The 16,655-nt window shown below is 60.1% G+C and carries 12 protein-coding genes, 1 tRNA gene and 4 pseudogenes; 11 read left to right on the forward strand and 6 right to left on the reverse strand.

The window, feature by feature from the left end:
• Positions 1–63 precede the first annotated feature (63 nt).
• From ACYU81_RS13830 to ACYU81_RS13840, 3 genes are read left to right on the forward strand one after another with little or no spacing between them, the layout of a single operon-like run.
• On the forward strand, positions 64–3,162 hold the full coding sequence (locus tag ACYU81_RS13830; RefSeq protein ID WP_460988212.1) for a response regulator: 3,099 nt from the start codon (positions 64–66) through the stop codon (positions 3,160–3,162).
• Positions 3,159–4,022 (forward strand): CheR family methyltransferase, encoded by an 864-nt coding sequence (locus tag ACYU81_RS13835; RefSeq protein WP_449469249.1) that lies wholly within the window; start codon positions 3,159–3,161, stop codon positions 4,020–4,022. The genes ACYU81_RS13830 and ACYU81_RS13835 overlap by 4 nt, the downstream gene beginning before the upstream one ends.
• The gene (locus ACYU81_RS13840; protein WP_460988213.1) at positions 4,012–5,886 is read left to right on the forward strand and encodes a response regulator; all 1,875 of its coding nucleotides are present in this window, start codon (positions 4,012–4,014) and stop codon (positions 5,884–5,886) included. The genes ACYU81_RS13835 and ACYU81_RS13840 overlap by 11 nt, the downstream gene beginning before the upstream one ends.
• Here the strand turns inward: ACYU81_RS13840 and ACYU81_RS13845 are convergent.
• Entirely contained in the window at positions 5,821–6,084 is a 264-nt protein-coding gene (locus ACYU81_RS13845) for a hypothetical protein (RefSeq protein ID WP_460988214.1), read from the reverse strand. The two genes, ACYU81_RS13840 and ACYU81_RS13845, sit on opposite strands and share 66 nt — an antisense overlap.
• 126 nt (positions 6,085–6,210) lie before the next feature.
• Between ACYU81_RS13845 and ACYU81_RS13850 the strand changes: the two genes are divergently transcribed.
• On the forward strand, positions 6,211–7,038 hold the full coding sequence (locus ACYU81_RS13850) for a transglutaminase family protein (RefSeq protein WP_460988215.1): 828 nt from the start codon (positions 6,211–6,213) through the stop codon (positions 7,036–7,038).
• A gap of 45 nt (positions 7,039–7,083) precedes the next feature.
• On the opposite strand, the gene ACYU81_RS13855 is transcribed toward ACYU81_RS13850, so the two are convergent.
• Both ACYU81_RS13855 and ACYU81_RS13860 read right to left on the reverse strand, forming a co-directional pair.
• A complete protein-coding gene (locus ACYU81_RS13855; protein WP_460988216.1) occupies positions 7,084–7,398 on the reverse strand; it encodes a hypothetical protein in 315 nt (104 codons plus the stop codon).
• 66 nt (positions 7,399–7,464) lie between these two features.
• Positions 7,465–7,986: a MarR family winged helix-turn-helix transcriptional regulator gene (locus ACYU81_RS13860; protein ID WP_449469244.1), complete on the reverse strand. Its 522-nt coding sequence runs from the start codon at positions 7,984–7,986 to the stop codon at positions 7,465–7,467.
• A gap of 121 nt (positions 7,987–8,107) precedes the next feature.
• On the opposite strand from ACYU81_RS13860, the gene ACYU81_RS13865 reads away from it, so the two are divergent.
• Positions 8,108–8,182: transfer RNA gene (locus ACYU81_RS13865), tRNA-Gln, on the forward strand.
• A gap of 204 nt (positions 8,183–8,386) precedes the next feature.
• Here ACYU81_RS13865 and ACYU81_RS13870 read toward each other — a convergent pair.
• Positions 8,387–9,289 carry a hypothetical protein gene (locus ACYU81_RS13870; protein WP_460988217.1) on the reverse strand — a complete coding sequence of 301 codons (903 nt, stop codon included), beginning with the start codon at positions 9,287–9,289 and terminating at the stop codon, positions 8,387–8,389.
• Positions 9,290–9,902: 613 nt separating this feature from the next.
• Here ACYU81_RS13870 and ACYU81_RS13875 point away from each other — a divergent pair.
• Positions 9,903–10,256, forward strand: a complete 354-nt coding sequence (locus ACYU81_RS13875) for a hypothetical protein (protein ID WP_460988218.1) — start codon at positions 9,903–9,905, stop codon at positions 10,254–10,256.
• Between the two features lie 52 nt (positions 10,257–10,308).
• Here ACYU81_RS13875 and ACYU81_RS13880 read toward each other — a convergent pair whose 3' ends face one another.
• Positions 10,309–10,752 carry a hypothetical protein gene (locus ACYU81_RS13880; protein ID WP_460988219.1) on the reverse strand — a complete coding sequence of 148 codons (444 nt, stop codon included), beginning with the start codon at positions 10,750–10,752 and terminating at the stop codon, positions 10,309–10,311.
• A 326-nt stretch (positions 10,753–11,078) separates the two neighbouring features.
• Here ACYU81_RS13880 and ACYU81_RS13885 point away from each other — a divergent pair.
• From ACYU81_RS13885 to ACYU81_RS13895, 3 pseudogenes are all read left to right on the forward strand, one after another.
• Positions 11,079–11,983, forward strand: a pseudogene (locus tag ACYU81_RS13885) (transposase); the annotation flags it as partial.
• A 64-nt stretch (positions 11,984–12,047) separates the two neighbouring features.
• A pseudogene (locus tag ACYU81_RS13890) lies at positions 12,048–13,182 on the forward strand (IS3 family transposase).
• A gap of 38 nt (positions 13,183–13,220) precedes the next feature.
• Positions 13,221–13,682 (forward strand): annotated as a pseudogene (locus ACYU81_RS13895) (integrase core domain-containing protein); the annotation flags it as partial.
• Positions 13,683–14,090: 408 nt separating this feature from the next.
• Here the strand turns inward: ACYU81_RS13895 and ACYU81_RS13900 are convergent.
• Positions 14,091–15,200, reverse strand: a complete 1,110-nt coding sequence (locus ACYU81_RS13900) for a radical SAM protein (protein ID WP_460988220.1) — start codon at positions 15,198–15,200, stop codon at positions 14,091–14,093.
• A 78-nt stretch (positions 15,201–15,278) separates the two neighbouring features.
• Here ACYU81_RS13900 and ACYU81_RS13905 point away from each other — a divergent pair, with 78 nt between their 5' ends.
• Positions 15,279–15,665, forward strand: coding sequence for a hypothetical protein (locus ACYU81_RS13905; RefSeq protein ID WP_460988221.1), 387 nt, complete (start codon positions 15,279–15,281; stop codon positions 15,663–15,665).
• A gap of 100 nt (positions 15,666–15,765) precedes the next feature.
• Positions 15,766–16,396: pseudogene (locus ACYU81_RS13910) on the forward strand (tyrosine-type recombinase/integrase).
• Positions 16,397–16,655: the final 259 nt, after the last annotated feature.

Below are 16,655 nucleotides of genomic sequence, written 5' to 3' on the forward strand. Positions count from 1 at the left end.
GGGTCTAATGGGGGGAGCGAGCTTCCTGTGCGCTTGGAGCGTAACAGGGGCTCTTTTTTTAAAATGCAGCAAATCAAATCGTCGATCACGCAGGCCGGGCTTTATGCGGCGTTGGCCGTCCTGCTCGCGCTCCCCTTTCTCGCCGATATAATCTTTCCGTTGGGAACCGCCGTATGGGTGGCATATTTGCTGCCGCTCGTGCTGTCCTATGTTGCCCGGCGTCCACTAGTCCCGATCGTTGTTGCAACAGCCGCGACACTATTGATGATCGTCGGCTTCACCCTCGCCCCGGTCGGTGTCGATTCTCAAGTCGCCATCACCAACCGTTCGCTGGCGGGCGTGACCTGCTGGATTCTGGCGATTGTCGGCGTCCTGTTCATCCGCAACCGGCTCGCGATATCGCGGGAGGAATGGTTGCAAAATGGGCAAGTCGGCCTTGCCAAGGCAGTGGGCGGGGAGCAGCCGCTGGATACGCTGGCGTCAAGCGCTCTTACGTTCATGGCCGATTATCTTAAGGCGCAGGCAGGGGCGCTCTATATCGCCAATGGCGAAGGCTTCCGCCGCTACGCCACCTACGCCGTTCCCGCCGATGCGCCCCTGCCCGAACGCTTTTCGGTGGGAGACGGATTGCTCGGACAGGCGGTGAGTGATCGCCGCAGCTTTTTCCTGAAAGATGTGCCCGAGGGCTATCTGTCCTATGGATCGGCGCTGGGCCAATCGAAACCGGACAGCCTGCTGATCAGTACCACGCAGGCTGACGGCACGATCAATGCCGTCATAGAACTCGGACTTCCCAAGGACGCCGATGGCGATGCGCTGGCGTTGCTGGACAGGATCAGGGGGCAGTTGGGCGTCGCCATTCGTTCCGGCAAATATCGTGCGCGCCTGCGCGAATTGCTGGAGGAAACACAGCAGCAGGCGGAGGAATTGCAGGCGCAGAGCGAGGAGCTGCGCGCCAATAATGAGGAGTTGGAGCAGCAAAGCCGTCAGTTGCAGGAATCGGCCGCAAGGCTGGAAACACAACAGGCGGAGCTGGAACAGACCAATGCCCAGCTGGAAGAACAGGCGCGGCAGCTGGAAATCCAGCGCGACGACCTGACGCGCACACAGCGGTCGCTGGAGAACCAAGCTGGCGAACTGGAACAGGCGAGCCACTATAAATCCGAGTTTTTGGCGAACATGAGCCATGAACTGCGCACCCCATTGAATTCGCTGTTGATCATGGCGAGGTTGCTGGCCGAAAATCGCGGCGGCAATCTCTCCCCCGACCAGGTCCGCCACGCCGAGACGATCGAAACGTCGGGCAATGATCTGCTGACCTTGATCAACGACATTCTCGACATTTCTAAGATCGAGGCGGGCAAGCTGGAATTGCAGCCCCGCCGCATCAGCATCCGCGCGCTCACCGAGAAGATGGAAGCGATATTCGCGCCCTCCGCCCAGTCCAAGGGGCTGACCTTTGACGCAAGCCCCTCCCCCAACGCGCCAGCCGAGATGGAAAGCGATCCTCAGCGGATCGAGCAAGTACTGAAGAATTTCCTGTCGAACGCGATCAAGTTCACCGAGCGCGGATCGGTCAAGCTGAGCGTGAACAGCACGCCCGATGGGCGCATTGCGTTTACCGTGCGCGACACAGGCGTCGGCATCCCGGCCGAGCAGCAGCAGGTGATTTTCGAAGCGTTCCGCCAAGCGGACGGCACGGTCAGCCGGAAATATGGCGGGACTGGCCTTGGCCTCTCCATCTCGCGTGAACTCGCCCGGTTGCTGGGCGGCGAAGTGCAGGTGGAAAGCACCGCAGGCGAAGGCAGCGCCTTCACGCTGATCCTGCCCGAGCGATATGACGGCGTGGCGGCGGCGGCGGCGGACAGGATACGGCCTGCCGAGCAGTTCCGATCCGCGCCATCCAATCCCAAGCCCAGCCGCCCGCGCCGAGGCCCCGCTGCGCAGGATGATCGCGAAAGATTGTCTGGGGACGCCCGCGTCATCCTGATCGTTGAGGATGATCCTGTCTTCGCCAAAATCCTCTGCGATGTGGCGCACGAACTAAATTTTCAGTGCCTGATCGCCAGCACCGCGGATGAGGGCGCTCTGATGGCGCGGCAATATGTGCCCAATGCCGTCATTCTGGACATGAACCTGCCCGATCATACCGGCCTGTCCGTGCTGGACCGGATCAAGCGGGACGTGCGCACCCGCCATATCCCAGTTCATGTGGTGTCGGTGGATGATGACAGTCAGGCAGCCCTTTCAAGCGGCGCCATCGGTTATCTGTTCAAGCCGGTGAAGCGCGACGCGCTGGTCGAGATGCTCGAAGGGCTGGAAGCACGCATGGCGCAGCGCATGCGCCGCGTGCTGGTGGTGGAGGATGATGCCCAGCAGGCCGAAAGCGTCAAGCTGCTGCTGGCGTCGCGCGATGTCGAAACGGTGGAGGCGCATTCCGCCGCGCGATGTTTCGAACTGCTTGGCCGCGAAACATTCGACTGCATGGTGCTGGACCTCAACCTGCCCGACGCGTCCGGCCTCGACCTGCTGGAGCGTCTGAGCGCTGACGAAGCCGTCGGCTTCCCGCCCGTGATCGTCTACACCGGGCGCGATCTCGCTCCGGAAGAAGAGATGCGGCTGCGGCGCTACAGCAAGTCGATCATTGTCAAGGGCGCGAAGTCGCCTGAGCGATTGCTGGATGAGGTGACGCTGTTCCTGCATCAGGTCGTGTCGGACCTGCCCGAACCGCAACAGGCGCTGATCGCCAAGTCATTGAACCGCGACGCCGCGCTGGATGGGCGGGAAATCCTGGTGGTCGAGGACGATATTCGCAACGTCTATGCCCTCACCTCCATATTCGAGCCGCACGGGGCTAAGGTGCGGATCGCGCGCAACGGGCGCGAGGCGCTCCAGACGCTGGACGAGGCGGCGCGCGGGCTTTCCGATCCGGTCGATCTGGTGCTGATGGACGTGATGATGCCGGAGATGGACGGCCTGACCGCCACGCGCGAAATCCGCTCGCAGCCATGGGGTCGGCAGATGCCGATCATCGCGCTGACCGCCAAGGCGATGGCGCGCGACCAGCAGGATTGCCTGGACGCGGGCGCGAACGACTATCTCGCCAAGCCGCTCGATGTCGATAAGCTGCTGAGCCTCACGCGCGTGTGGATGCCGCGATGAGCGAGGAGGTTTTCGCACCCCACGAGGAGCTGGAACTCGATTTGCTGCTGGAGGCGCTGTGGCGGCATTATCATTATGATTTTCGCGGCTATTCGCGTGGTTCGTTGCATCGCCGCCTTGCTCGCGCGCAGCAACGGCATGAATGCGAAAGCCTGTCGCAACTCCAGCATCTGCTGCTGCGCGACCCGGCGGTTTTTGCCGACCTGATGGGTTTCCTGACCATTCAGGTGAGCGAGATGTTCCGTGATCCGGCCTATTTCCGGGCCTTGCGGGAAATGGTGGTGCCGCATCTTCGCACCTATCCATCGCTCAAGATCTGGATCGCAGGCTGCGCCAATGGCGAGGAATTTTATTCGCTGGCGATCCTGTTCCGGGAAGAAGGATTGGAGGATCGCACGATCTTCTATTGCACGGACATCAGCCCCGCCGCGCTCAAGAAGGCCGAGGCCGGGATATATGATCTCGACCGGATCGCGCAGTTCACGGAAAATCACCGGCTGGCTGGCGGCAAGCAATCGCTGTCCGACTATTATACCGCAGCCTATGGCGCGGCGGTGTTCGACAAGACGCTGCGCCGCCGCGCGGTGTTCGCCGAACATAATCTCGCCAGTGACGAAGTGTTTGCCGAAGTGCAGCTGGTGTCGAGCCGCAATGTGCTGATCTATTTCGATCGGGAATTGCAGGACCGTGCGCTTGGGCTGTTCGGCGGATCGCTGGTGCGCGGCGGGTTCCTGGGGCTTGGGTCGAAGGAAACGCTACGTTTTTCCCGATATTCCGAAGCGTTTGCCGACTTCCACGAGGCTGAAAAAATCTACCGCCGGAACGTCAAGGATATGGAGGATCTGCGCCATGCCGCCTGAAAAGCCCAAGATCCTGGCTGTCGATGATGTTGAGGAAAATCTGACGGCGTTGGATGCCCTATTTGCCGGGGAAGGCGTCGAACTGCTCAAGGCGCGTTCTGGCGTGCAGGCACTCGAGCTGCTGCTGGTGCATGATGTCGCGCTGGCCCTGCTGGACGTGCAGATGCCGGGCATGGACGGCTTTGAACTCGCCGAACTGATGCGCGGCACCGAACGGACACGCAGGGTCCCGATCATATTCCTGACGGCGGTCGCGACCGATGAACGGCGCCGCTTTCGCGGGTATGAGGCAGGCGCGGTCGATTATCTGCTGAAGCCGGTCGACGCGCATATCCTGCGTAACAAGACGGCGGTTTTCGTCGAGCTATTCGAGCAGCGTCAGGAACTGGCCCGGCAGCGCGACGAGATTGCCGCCGCGCTCGCCCGGCTGCATGCCCACAGTGACAATTCGCCGCTGGCGATCATCGAATTCGATGCCGGGCGGCACATCGTGGCCTGGTCCAACGGGGCAGAGCGGCTGTTTGGATGGCGGGCGCCCGAAGTCGCTGGCTTCAAGGCGGACGAGCTGAAATGGATCGACCCGGAAGACGAGGCTACCTTCGACGCCTTGATGAGTGACCTTATCGCCGGGCGATCCGTTCGCGCGGTCCAGCATCTGCGCATGCGGACGGCCGAAGGACCGACGCTGGAATGCGAATGCTATTGCTCTGCGCTGCTCAATGGAAAGGGGCGGCTCGTGTCGGTCAACGTCCAGGTGCTGGACGTGACGGAAAGGAAGCGGGCCGAGGATACGCAGCGCCTGCTGATCGGAGAACTCAACCATCGGGTTAAAAACACCCTCGCCTCGGTTCAGGCGATCGCGGTGCAGACATTGCGGCATTCGTCGGGTCCGTCGGATTTTGCTCCAACCTTCACCGGGCGCATCCATGCCCTCGCCCGCGCGCACTCATTGCTGAGCAGCACGACATGGCAAGGCGCGTCGCTGCGGGAACTGGTCAATGGGCAGATCGACATTGGCGCTATCGATCTTGGGCAGCTGACCATCGAGGGGCCGGAACTGGAACTGGCGCCTGAACTGGCTTTGCACGTCGCACTCATCCTGCATGAACTGGTGACCAACGCGCATAAATATGGCGCGCTTTGCATTCCGGCGGGCACGGTTTCGCTGTCGTGGAAGGTGGAGCGGGACCGGCTTTTGATACGCTGGGTGGAAAGCGGCGGGCCGCCCGTCACTCCACCATCACGCAGAGGGTTTGGCACGGCCCTCATCGAACGCAGCCTGAAGGCGGAAGGCGGCCAGGCCAGCGTGGAATATGAGGAAAGCGGGGTTTGCTGGACCATGATGCTGCCGTGCGGGCCACGGATCAGCCGCATCAACACTGCCAGTGCCGCCATAAATCTGAGCGAAGAGGCGTTGGCTGTGCATGGCGGGGCGATAGCGGGGCGCAGTTTCCTCATTATCGAGGATGAACCGCTGGTTGCGATGGAGATTGCCAGCATTTTGGAGGATGGTGCGGCCTCCGTCACCATAGCGGGATGTGCGCAAGAGGCTGTGGCGTTGATGCAGCATGCGGGCTTTGACGCGGCGCTGCTGGATGGCAATCTGCAAGGTATGCCGGTCGACGATGTTGCGGCTGCGCTGTCGGAAAGGGAGATACCTTTCGCCTTCGTCACAGGATATGGGCGCGAAAGCCTGCCTGAACAGTTTCAGGATCGGTTGTTGATCAGTAAACCGTTTGATCCCAAGGCATTACTGCACTGTAGTGGCAAGCTGTGTGAGGAAAATAGCGGGGCTGTTTCAGGCGGGCTCGACAGTCAATTCGGCGATCTCGAACAGGAAGCTGCGCCACCCGCGCATCCTTGAGGCCTCCTTTGCCGCAGTGCGTTTCCTCTTCGCTTCGGCGAGCGATTTGACATGACCCCAGAATATTTCGGTTTTGCCATTTTCCAGTTCGGCAACGATCCGCCAATAATGGGTGAAGGGGTCGGTCGTCGGCCCGATCCGCTTCACATATCCGTCCGGCATCGTTGCTGTCAGATATTGTCTTTTCCGCTTCGCCATGCCCTTTCCTACCATAGATGGTGCAAATTCGCGCAACAGCCACCATGTAGGGGGCATGGAAAAATTCACTGCCTCTTCACTGCAACGCCATCGGCTATCGCCTGCGGCTCACTGCCCGGTGCGCGCATGAACGAGAGCATCGCTTATATCGGCCTGCTGGCTGACGAAGAGATCGAGCTGGACAGCGCCGCCTTGATGCTGAGCGCTCTTGACCATGAAGGGATCGACGTCGAACCTTATCTGGCTCTGCTGCGCGAGATCGGCGACGCGATCCAGGCGGAACGGGCGGACATCGACGACGATGATCTGCAAACGGGAGCAGCACAGGGTGCCCTTCTCGCGCATATATTCAGCGGCCAGTTCGGCTTTGAAGGCGATAGCCTGACCTACGACGCACCTTTGAATGGCGACATGATCCGGGTGCTGGATCGTCGTAGGGGGCTGCCGGTCAGCCTTTCCATCCTCTATGTCGCCGCCGCCCGGCGCGCCGGATGGCAAGCGCATGCGCTGAACACGCCCGGCCATGTCCTGGTCAGCATCGGGCCTGATGAGGCTACGGCCATCATCGATCCTTTCCGCAGCGGCGCGCTGGTGCAGGCCGGGCAAGTGGCCGGGCTTCTCACGGTCGCCGCGTCGGCGGGCAGGCAAGACGTTTCGACCCTTGAGCCGATGTCGAACCGCATGACACTTGTGCGCCTGCTCCTCAATCAGGCCACTCGGGCGGAACAGGCGAGCGACACATGGCGGGCCTGCTCGATTTATGAGCGCATGACGGTGGTTGCACCCGAACATGATGCAGGCTGGTGGGCGCTTGCCCGACTGCAGTTGGAACATGGCGAGGTGGAAGGCGCCCGCGGGAGCCTGTGCGCCCTGCTGGAGATCAGTCGGGACCCTGAGCGCCGCCGCTATGTTGCCGCAGCGCTCAGCCGGTTATCGGGCCAATCTCCGGCGTGAGTGATCGGGCGAGAGGATCTTGGCCATGAGACTCACGCCACTTGTTCAATCCGTCTTCAAGTCATTCCCCGCGCGTTCCATAGCGGCGCCCGCATCTTCCTTCGCTTCCCGGGCTTCGCGCCTTGCATCCTGTGTGGCGTTAGTCGTCGCCGCACCGATCTCGTTCGTGCCCCTGTCGATCGCCCGCTCGGCATGATCGAGACCATTGTCGATCTTCGCTCCTGCCTGATCGACCGCCCGGCTGACGTCATTGCCAATCGTCGATCCCGCATTCTCGAGGCTGTCAGCTGCCTTTTCCGAGCAGGCGGACAGGCCCATCCCCGCGACAATCACCAAAGCGGCCACAATTGATGCTTTCATGCTTCCCTCATCTTGCTGTCAAACGCATGAGCCAAACCGTTAGCCAGCCTTATGGTTGCCTTTGGATCAGCGGCTGCGCAGGCCGGAAACCATGGATCGATCCGCGTCGGGGATCAGCCCCTCCAGCACCCGCCAGAAGCCCGTCACCGACCCCTGCCCCGCCTGCGCATAAGCCGCCGCCATCTTTTCACGCAGCGCGCGGAACAACTCGGCCTCCAGCATCTTGCCCGACGCGCTGAGCCGCAACAGCTTCTGCCGCCGGTCGCTCGCCCCCTGCCGCGTTTCAATATAGCCACGCTCTATAAGGTCATTGAGCACCCGGCCCAGCGACTGCTTGGTGATGGACAGCAGGCGCAGCAACTCCTTCACCGTCAGGTCCGGCTGACGCGAAATAAAATACAGCGCGCGATGATGCGCACGCCCTAGCCCCTGTGCCGCAAGCCCGTCATCGATCGACCGGGTAAGTGCGGAATAGCCGAAATACAGCATCTCGATCCCCCGCCGAATCTCATCCTCCCGCAGGAAGAGAGGCGACGCAGGCGTGATCTGCGAAACCGGTGCGTTGGCAGGCGAACTGTTTGCATTCATGCGAGGCGTCCAGGAAGATTTCGAAGCCCGCATATTGGCGAAGCCATAGTGACATGACTAGGCTTTCCTTTCGCGCAACAGACGCTATATGCCGTCCCGCGCGGCATCGCCGCACACATGCTGGGGCGTCGCCAAGCGGTAAGGCAGCGGCTTTTGATGCCGCCATGCGCAGGTTCGAATCCTGCCGCCCCAGCCAGTTTGAGATTCACGTTACTTTTCAGTATGTTAGAGCGATTTTTCGCTGCTCCGTGTGACAGTTTCGTGTGACAGGATCGAGTGACAATCTTCCGTTTTTACCGGCCCTTCGTTCGAACGGCTGGAGGCGACCAAACCTGTGACTGACTCGGAACATCGCCAGCAGAACGGCGGCCAGTCCACGCCGTGGAGTATAGCACCGAGATTAATCAAGCAGACGCGGTTGCTTAGGTGCAGGGATATGCGCCAAGACCTCCTCTACCGCATGCTCAGTCTTGAGGCCGCTGGTGCCGAGCCACTGATCCATGCGCACCCTGCAAACTAGAAAGTCGTTAGCGGAGAAGACCTCTTCCGAGTTGGCAATCCGCTCCCAAAATGCCCGATCCTCAATCTCCGCCATTATCGCTTGCGCGCCGCTCGACAGCCGCCATTTCTTCCCTTGCTCGAAGTAGAGCCGCTTGATCTGGTAGGTCGCCTCGAACCGGCTTGTGGACGTCGGATCGGAACTACCAGTTGCCTTGAACGCCGCCGCTTCGGTAGCCTTGATCTGCTCGGTCGTCTTTCCTGGCTGTTCCTCGAAGCGGATAACATCGATGCCGTCGTCGCGTAGGGGTTCAGTGAACCGCTCAAGAGGCTGCCGCACCTGTGGTTCGTCAGCAATGCGCCCCACAGCAGGAGGAACGATTAGCGCGTCGCCATCAGCGGTTTCCAGCCGCGTGTTGCCGTCCTCTAGGACGATCTTGCCAGCGACCTTGCGACCCTTCAGCCAGCGAACGGTCTGGATTAGGCCTTTCACTCCGTCCCTGAGATTGAAACCAAGGGTGGAAAGGATGAAGCTGGTAGTCGCTCCCTCTGGCGTCATGACCCACGCCTTGGCTGCGTCCCATGCACTGCTGAAGTCAATGACGATCCCAACGTCGAAGCTGCCGCGTCGCACGTCTGACTGGACGCGCACCTTGATCCGCCCCGGCTCGCCAGTGATGATCGCGTCCGAGGCTTCGATCAACTTGCCAAGGGCCAGCAGCGACGATGCCAATTGGGAGACGTCCATCTCGCCATCCTCGACAGATGGCCCATCATAGATGACCCGCATGTGTGACTTCGCCATCAATCAATCCCCCTGCGCACCCTGATGCCCTAACTCACTCTAGGTGAACACGGAAAAAGTAGGGGAACGCCCGAGAATGGTCTGAACCATCCCGAACGCTCCCCCGCAGCCACCTAAGCCCAACCCTCAGGAAAACTTCATCCATTATCCGTCCCCGCTCGGCGCGATCCAGCGCCTTGCGATCCCCGCACCTAATGCAGCAATAGTGCCGCCCGTCTCTCTTGCTGCGGTCGATCCAGAAGGACTGCACAGGCTTCGCCTGCTGGCACCCATGGCACCATTTAGCCCCCCTGCGGGACCGCGACGGGTATCTTCTTGCGGGGCATCGGCCCTCCTATGCTGACGGTGGTAAGAAAAACCCGCCAAACTCAGCCGTAAGACAGAATGAGGGCGGGTTAAGGGGTGTGAGGCCCTCAAGGCCGCCAACGCGCTTTCACTCATCGGTTCACCGCAATTTCGACTCAGCTGGACGCGGGGAAAGAGGGAAAACTCGCAGAAATACGTGACGACCTTCCCGGTAGTCAGATAGTCAGGCTAAGCGAACTTTTATTATTGATGACCAGTGACTTACGGCGATCTAGATGGAGTCCCCTCAACAACAGAGGGGGCAAGCATGCTTACATGGTACATCACACGCGGCGACGTCGACGGAACCCAGGCCGAGATTGGTTGGCGCGGCCGAAAGCTCAGATGGGCATCGCTTGACCGCGACGAGGCGGAGCAAGCGAACTACCTTGCTCATGGCGATTGGCTGGAGGTTGACGGTCGATGGCTGGCCTATCATCGGGAGCGGCAAGCCAACCCAGCTTATCATCATTGGGCAAGATTTGGGATCGCGTTCGGCAAGCGGTTCTGGCTGTGGGCGGCCGAATGGCCGAACGCGGCTTATGATATGCCAGAGGCAGAGGCGGCGCGGGAGCGAGACGCCGTAGAGCGTAGGACCCGATTGGCCCGTGCGACCCGATAGGCTAACTCTACGGGTGTGAGGGTCGCCCGTGGACCGGCCCTCTTATGAACTGTCAGTCAGCAACGAGGGGGAAGCTCTGCTGAAAAGTGCCGAAATGGATGAGTATCCGCTGCGCCCAGTGGATTTTGTGCTGACGGCCAGCGATCCCCATTGCTCTAGCCGTTGCATCTTCGCAATCGAACGTGAGCGCGCGTAACTCCCCCACACATTCGGTCTCAATGGCGTCCTTCTCGCGCGTCCATCGTTCGACTTGCTCAAGTGTGGGAAGGCTGGTCAATACGATCTCGGACTGGAGGGATTGCCACCGCTTCAACCATTGCGCGTGGGCAGCGCCCTGCGGAGCCAGCTTCAGCACGACCTGCGCGAGTGAGATGAAAGCCACCAGCGCCGCTTCTATTTTTGAAATCCAACTAGGACTGTCCGCCACCAATGCACCGAAGGCTGACGCACCCGCCGCCAGGGTGATGAGCGTGAGAATGGTGTCAAAGTTGGTCAAAAAGTTCGCGCGGCGTCGGTGGTATGTCCGGCGAGCTACTACAACGACGCTGGCCACAACGCAGCGCTTCGTGACGACGAGATTAGTCGCATCTTCTCCATCCCGACGTACCGGGAGCGCCTAGACGGCGTGACGCATACTATCATTCAGGGGCATCGTCTCGATTTTCACGACGATGACATCGTTCTTCCTGTCGAGGTGCCGGATTACTTCCTCTTTAGTCTGTGCGATCACATCTACTTGTCCGTCGTCAGAACATTTGGCGCAGATTTGAGGTTGTAAATTAAGGAGGGTTTGGGCTTCGTCGTAGTGACGAAGGAACCAAGATGAAGCCCAAATCCTCCTATTCAAAATCGTCGGCGAAGGCCCCTGCGGAGCAGGTGGTGAAGGACATCCGGCGTCAGACCCGGCGCCACTTCTCGGCCGAGGACAAGATCCGCATCGTGCTCGAAGGTCTGCGCGGTGACGACAGCATTGCCGAACTGTGCCGTAAGGAAGGCATCGCCCAGAGCCTGTATTACACCTGGCCGAAGGAGTTCATGGAAGCGGGCAAGCGTCGCCTGGCCGGCGACACCGCTCGTGCCGCGACCACCGGTGAGGTGCAGGATTTACGCCGCGAAGCCCGCGCATTGAAAGAATGGTGGTCGATCTGACCCTGGAAAACCGCCTGCTGAAAAAAAAGCATGATTGCGGATGGGGGCGAGGACGAATGAGGTATCCCGCATCCGAAAAGCTCGAGATCATCCGTATCGTCGAGCAGTCGTACCTGCCCGCCAAACGGACGCTGGACCAATTCGGCATCTCCCGCCGGACGTTCTACCGCTGGTACGACCGCTACCTCGAGGGCGGGTCGGAAGCACTGGAAGATCGGCCATCGGCCCCGAGCCGGGTGTGGAACCGCATCGCTCCTGAGGTGCAGGACCAGATCGTCGAGATGGCGCTGGAACAGTCCGAGCTATCTCCCCGCGAACTGGCCGTGCGCTTCACCGATGAAAAGCGCTACTTCGTGTCGGAAGCCACGGTTTACCGGCTGCTCAAAGCCCATGATCTGATCACAAGCCCGGTCTTCGTCGTGATCAAGGCCGCCGACCAGTTCCACGCCAAGACCACCCGGCCGAACGAGATGTGGCAGACCGACTTCACCTACTTCAAGATCATCGGCTGGGGCTGGATGTATCTGTCGACCGTGCTCGACGACTTCTCGCGCTACATCATCGCCTGGAAGCTGTGTGGACATGTAACGGTTTTGTGCCGGTCACTTGAGAGTTTAAAGCTTGTTCAAGGAGACCGACGAGATGATCAAACATAGCGAGGAGTTCAAGCAGGAGGCGGTGCGGATTGCGCTGACCAGTGGGTTGCCGCGGGAGCGGGTCGCGTTGGATTTGGGGGTTGGCAAATCGACGCTGAACAAGTGGGTGTCGCAGTATCGGCCCAGTGATCTGGTTTCAGCGCCGCAAGCAGATCTGGCGCGCGAGAATGAACGGCTTCGCCTTGAGAACCGCGTGCTGCGGGAGGAGAGGGAAATCCTAAAAAAGGCCACGCAGTTCTTCGCGAGCCAAAGGCCGTGAAGTTCGCTTTCGTGCATAGCTGGCGGCATCGCTGGCCCGTTGCACTGCTCTGCCGTGTCATGCTTGTCAGTGAACGCGGCTATCGTTCCTGGCGCTCGCGCCCGATCAGTTGCCGGGGCCGGACGGACATGAAGGTGTTGGCTCATATCCGCGAACAATACAGGCTGAGCCTTGGCAGCTACGGCCGTCCTCGCATGACGATGGAGTTAAAAGAGGTGGGGCTCGATGTGGGTGAGCGCCTTATGACCCGAAGGGCGGCGTAGCCAACATCAACGGGATCAGGCCGGTCCGCACGCGCAAACACAAGGTTACGACAGACAGCCACCATCGCCTGGGTGTCGCGGCAAACTGGCTGGACGGCGATTTCGCCGCCGATGCGCCCAACCGTAAATGGGCCGGCGACATCACCTATATCTGGACGTCGGAGGGATGGCTCTACCTCGCTGTCATCCTCGATCTGCATAGCCGCCGCGTCGTGGGCTGGGCTGTCAGCGACAGGATGAAGAAGGATTTGGCGATCAGGGCACTGGATATGGCGGTACGCCTGCGCCAGCCACCAGAGGGCTGCCTTTTCCATTCGGATCGCGGCAGCCAATATTGTTCTTACGATTATCAGAAAAAGCTGCAGGCCTATGGCCTGCGTCCATCAATGAGCGGCAAGGGTAATTGTTACGACAATGCCTCCGTCGAGACGTTCTTCAAATCCCTGAAGGCGGAACTCATCTGGCGGCAGCGCTGGCCAACGCGACGGCAGGCAGAAGCTGCCATCTTCCAATACATCAACGGCTTCTACAACGCCCGTCGTCGCCATTCATATCTGGGCGGCATTAGCCCGCTCGCCTTCGAAGCCAAGGTGGCATAATGAGATAAGTGACCGGCACAAAACCGTTACATGTCCAGTGCACCAACATGCGCGCCGAGGACGTCACCGACACGCTGGACCTCGCCCTGGCGGCTTCCGGCTGCGACAGCGCCACGGTGCTGCACAAGCCGCGGCTGCTCAGCGACAACGGGCCGAACTACATCGCAAGTGAACTGGCCGAATACATCGAGGCCAACAAGATGAGCCATGTGCGCGGCGCCCCGATGCATCCGCAGACCCAGGGCAAGATCGAGCGCTGGCACCAGACCCCGAAGAACCGCATCCTGCTGGAAAACTACTTCCTGCCCGGCGACCTCGAGGCCCAGATCGAAGCCTTCGTCGAGCACTACAACCACCAGCGCTACCACGAAAGCCTGGCCAACGTGACACCCGCCGATGCCTACTTCGGCAGAGCGCCGGCCATCATCAAACAGCGTGACAGGATCAAGCAGCAGACCATCGAACATCGGCGCTTGCAGCACCGCAAGCTCGCCGCGTAACATCCAACCCCAGACGAAGCCCGCACTCCGCTAATCTACGCCGCGAGCTGCGCCAAATGTTCTGACGACGGACAATGAAGCCTATAGTCAGATAGCTTCTGCACCGAAGATGTCCACGCTGGGGTCTTGCCCGTATCACGGCGGAGACTCGCCACTTCGGAAGCGCGCCAGGCCACAGCATAGCCGACCCGTTCTGGAACCTACCCCCGATCCAGCGTACGGCTGATACTGACGGCCCATGCTTTAAAACGATAACCCCGCTCATTAGGGGGCGGGGCGGCGGTGATCAGTTGAGGTCGCTGATTGCGAAACCGAGCTCCACAGCTGTAGAACTCACTGTCGTCCAGCGGTCATGACATTGAACTCGGTCCAAGCAAACCCCCTGACATTGCAAAAAATTACAGCTCGTTATAAAGGTCTTTCGGGAGCTATATGAGGACCCCGTAACAGGAAGGGCAATATGTCTACGTCCGCCTGGTCGTCAAATCCTGCCACCCAGGTAACCATCGAAAGAATGCCGTGGCGGCGGAGCAGTCGGATCGCTTCGCGGTCGCTGGCCGTCGCGCCCCCCTTTCTGATCAGCTTCAACGTCGCCTCGTCCGTATTCTCCATTCCCATCAGGAACCGCTCGAACCCGGCCTTCTTGTAAAGGTGAAGAATGTCCGCATCGCGGACGATGTCGTCAGCCCGGGTTGATCCAACCAGCGTCACCGATATGTCCTCGGCGATCAGTGCTTCCAGAAAGGCCTTCCATGGCTTCCTGCCAGCGCTGGGATTCTCGTCCGCGAAATTGAACACCTCCACGTCATGATCACGATGGAGCCGTGCAATTTCTCGAGCGAGCAGAACCGGATCGCGGTGGCGCCAGCGCGTCCAGAAGCCACGTTGACCGCAATAGTTGCACAGATGAGGGCATCCTCGGGAAAACTGGACCACGACCGCGCGCTTGCCACCCCAATAGCTGTAGCGCGCATGATCGATGAGTTCCCAACCTACGCGATAGGCGTCCAGATCGGTGATCACGGGCGCTGCCTCGGTAGCGACAGGCACCCCATCCTGGCGATAGGCGATACCGGGAACCTCCTTCAGAGGTTCGTTTCGCGAAATTGCCTGCATCAGGCGGCGGCCCGTTTCTTCGCCTTCTCCCCGCACAATCGCGTGGACATGCGGTTCCTGCGCGAGAATTTCGCGCCAGAAATAGGTCGGGTGAACGCCGCCATAAATTATGGCGGCCTTGGGCAGTGCCAACGAAACGGCGGCCGACACCCTTGAAATGATCGGGTGTCCCGATGATGAACCGGAATGACCGAACAGGACCGCGTCCGGCGAACGCCGAACGACCTCCGCAATGAGATCGTCCAGCGGCATCGGACCAAACTCAGCGTCGATCAGTTCCACGCGGTGGCCATCATCGATGAGGGGGCCACCCACACAGAGCAAGCCGAAGGGAGGCAGTTGCTCCTTGGGGATGCGGCTTCCGATTGCCGGATGGGGGACGTTCACCAGAAGGATATACAAATTAGCGACTCTCGGCCTCTATTAATCTTCGTCTGTCATGGGGTGGTCAAGGGATGATGAACATCCGAAGGAGAAACGATGGATAAACTGGGGGCCAGATTGGTCCAATATCGGGTGCTGGCAGATCATCGCCTCCATTTCGGCAGGCTCTATTTCCTAGTGATCGCGACCAACCTCGCGATCGTGGCCGGCGCCGCAACGGCGATTGCGATCAGTCGGCCTTCATGGTGGATCGCCGTGCGATTCATAGCGGGCATTGTGTTGGTGGGCACCAGCTTTATTGCGCACCGTCTCCATCATCAAGAGGAGAGCTATGCCGCCGCACTCCGGACAATCGAGCAGGAAGAAGACAGCATGCTCATATTTTCCAGCGCAGGCAGCTTCGGCGCTCGTCGGCTGGTGGCGATTGCCCTCGGCGCGGCTGGCCTGCTGATATCGTGCGAGGCGGGCCTCCATCTGATTTGAGTTGCCAACCGGATTCAGGCCTATGCGATCGTTCCAACGTGCATATAGGAATCGTAGCCACCGTTTCTCCTGCGGCCACATTGGCCGATGGAGATGTGTCATGGGACATTCAGTATATGACCCCGCTTTTGGAGAACGCCCCGCCTGGAACGCCGGCAGGAAGGTTGGTTCGAAGCGCGCCTTGAAGCCAAAGCAGATTTGGGAGATTCGCTTCTGGCTCGATAGAGAGAGGCGGCTCCGCGATCGCGCCCTTTTCGATCTTGCGATCGACAGCAAGCTGCGCGGCTGCGACATTGTCAAGATCAGGATTGGAGACCTGTGAGCGGTGGCGCGGTGCGCTCGCGCGCAATCGTTATTCAGCAAAAGACGGGTCGCCCGGTGCAGTTTGAGTTGACGGACACGACCCGGGCCAGCCTTTTGGCATGGCTCGAACGCCGAGGAGGATCGGTCGATGATTTTGCTTCCCAAGCCGAACAGATCACGCGAACCACCTCAGCACCCGGCAATATGCCCGGTTGGTGGATGAGTGGGTCACCAGGGTCGGTCTGCGGGCAGAGGAGTATGGCACGCACTCTCTGCGTAGAACAAAGACGTCCATCATTTATAAGGCGACGGGCAATCTTCGCGCAGTCCAAATCTTGCTCGGGCATACCAAGATCGAGAACACGGTTCGATATCTCGGCGTCGATGTAGAGGATGCCCTTACGTTGGCAGAAGGCATCGAAATTTAATTGTAGGAGCTCGGCCCGTCCGGTCGCGCGAGCCGAGTCCCAATTGTTACACCCTATGGGAATGACCGGTTTCAGGATGCAGCTGGCCCCGCCTAAGCGACCGACTTTGGCGCGTAGCTGCCGGTCTGCTCAATGAACCGGGGATGGCGGGTTTCGGCAAAAGCAGCCGTTCTGGCTTTGGTGGGGGAACGGCCCGACTTGGTCGCTTCTTGCCGAAAGCTCGTGGGACATTGCCGCCGTTCCAGGTTCCTAGATTGAA

The organism is Sphingobium sp. TomTYG75 (genome assembly GCF_054771635.1).

Bases quoted from the DNA above. Each gene is read 5' to 3' on its own strand.
- ACYU81_RS13855 (WP_460988216.1), bottom strand. From the start codon at position 7,398: ATGAAAGCATCAATTGTGGCCGCTTTGGTGATTGTCGCGGGGATGGGC.
- ACYU81_RS13840 (WP_460988213.1), top strand. From the start codon at position 4,012: ATGCCGCCTGAAAAGCCCAAGATCCTGGCTGTCGATGATGTTGAGGAA.
- ACYU81_RS13835 (WP_449469249.1), top strand. From the start codon at position 3,159: ATGAGCGAGGAGGTTTTCGCACCCCACGAGGAGCTGGAACTCGATTTG.
- ACYU81_RS13850 (WP_460988215.1), top strand. From the start codon at position 6,211: ATGAACGAGAGCATCGCTTATATCGGCCTGCTGGCTGACGAAGAGATC.
- ACYU81_RS13845 (WP_460988214.1), bottom strand. From the start codon at position 6,084: ATGGCGAAGCGGAAAAGACAATATCTGACAGCAACGATGCCGGACGGA.
- ACYU81_RS13830 (WP_460988212.1), top strand. From the start codon at position 64: ATGCAGCAAATCAAATCGTCGATCACGCAGGCCGGGCTTTATGCGGCG.
- ACYU81_RS13875 (WP_460988218.1), top strand. From the start codon at position 9,903: ATGCTTACATGGTACATCACACGCGGCGACGTCGACGGAACCCAGGCC.
- ACYU81_RS13905 (WP_460988221.1), top strand. From the start codon at position 15,279: ATGGATAAACTGGGGGCCAGATTGGTCCAATATCGGGTGCTGGCAGAT.
- ACYU81_RS13870 (WP_460988217.1), bottom strand. From the start codon at position 9,289: ATGGCGAAGTCACACATGCGGGTCATCTATGATGGGCCATCTGTCGAG.
- ACYU81_RS13860 (WP_449469244.1), bottom strand. From the start codon at position 7,986: ATGAATGCAAACAGTTCGCCTGCCAACGCACCGGTTTCGCAGATCACG.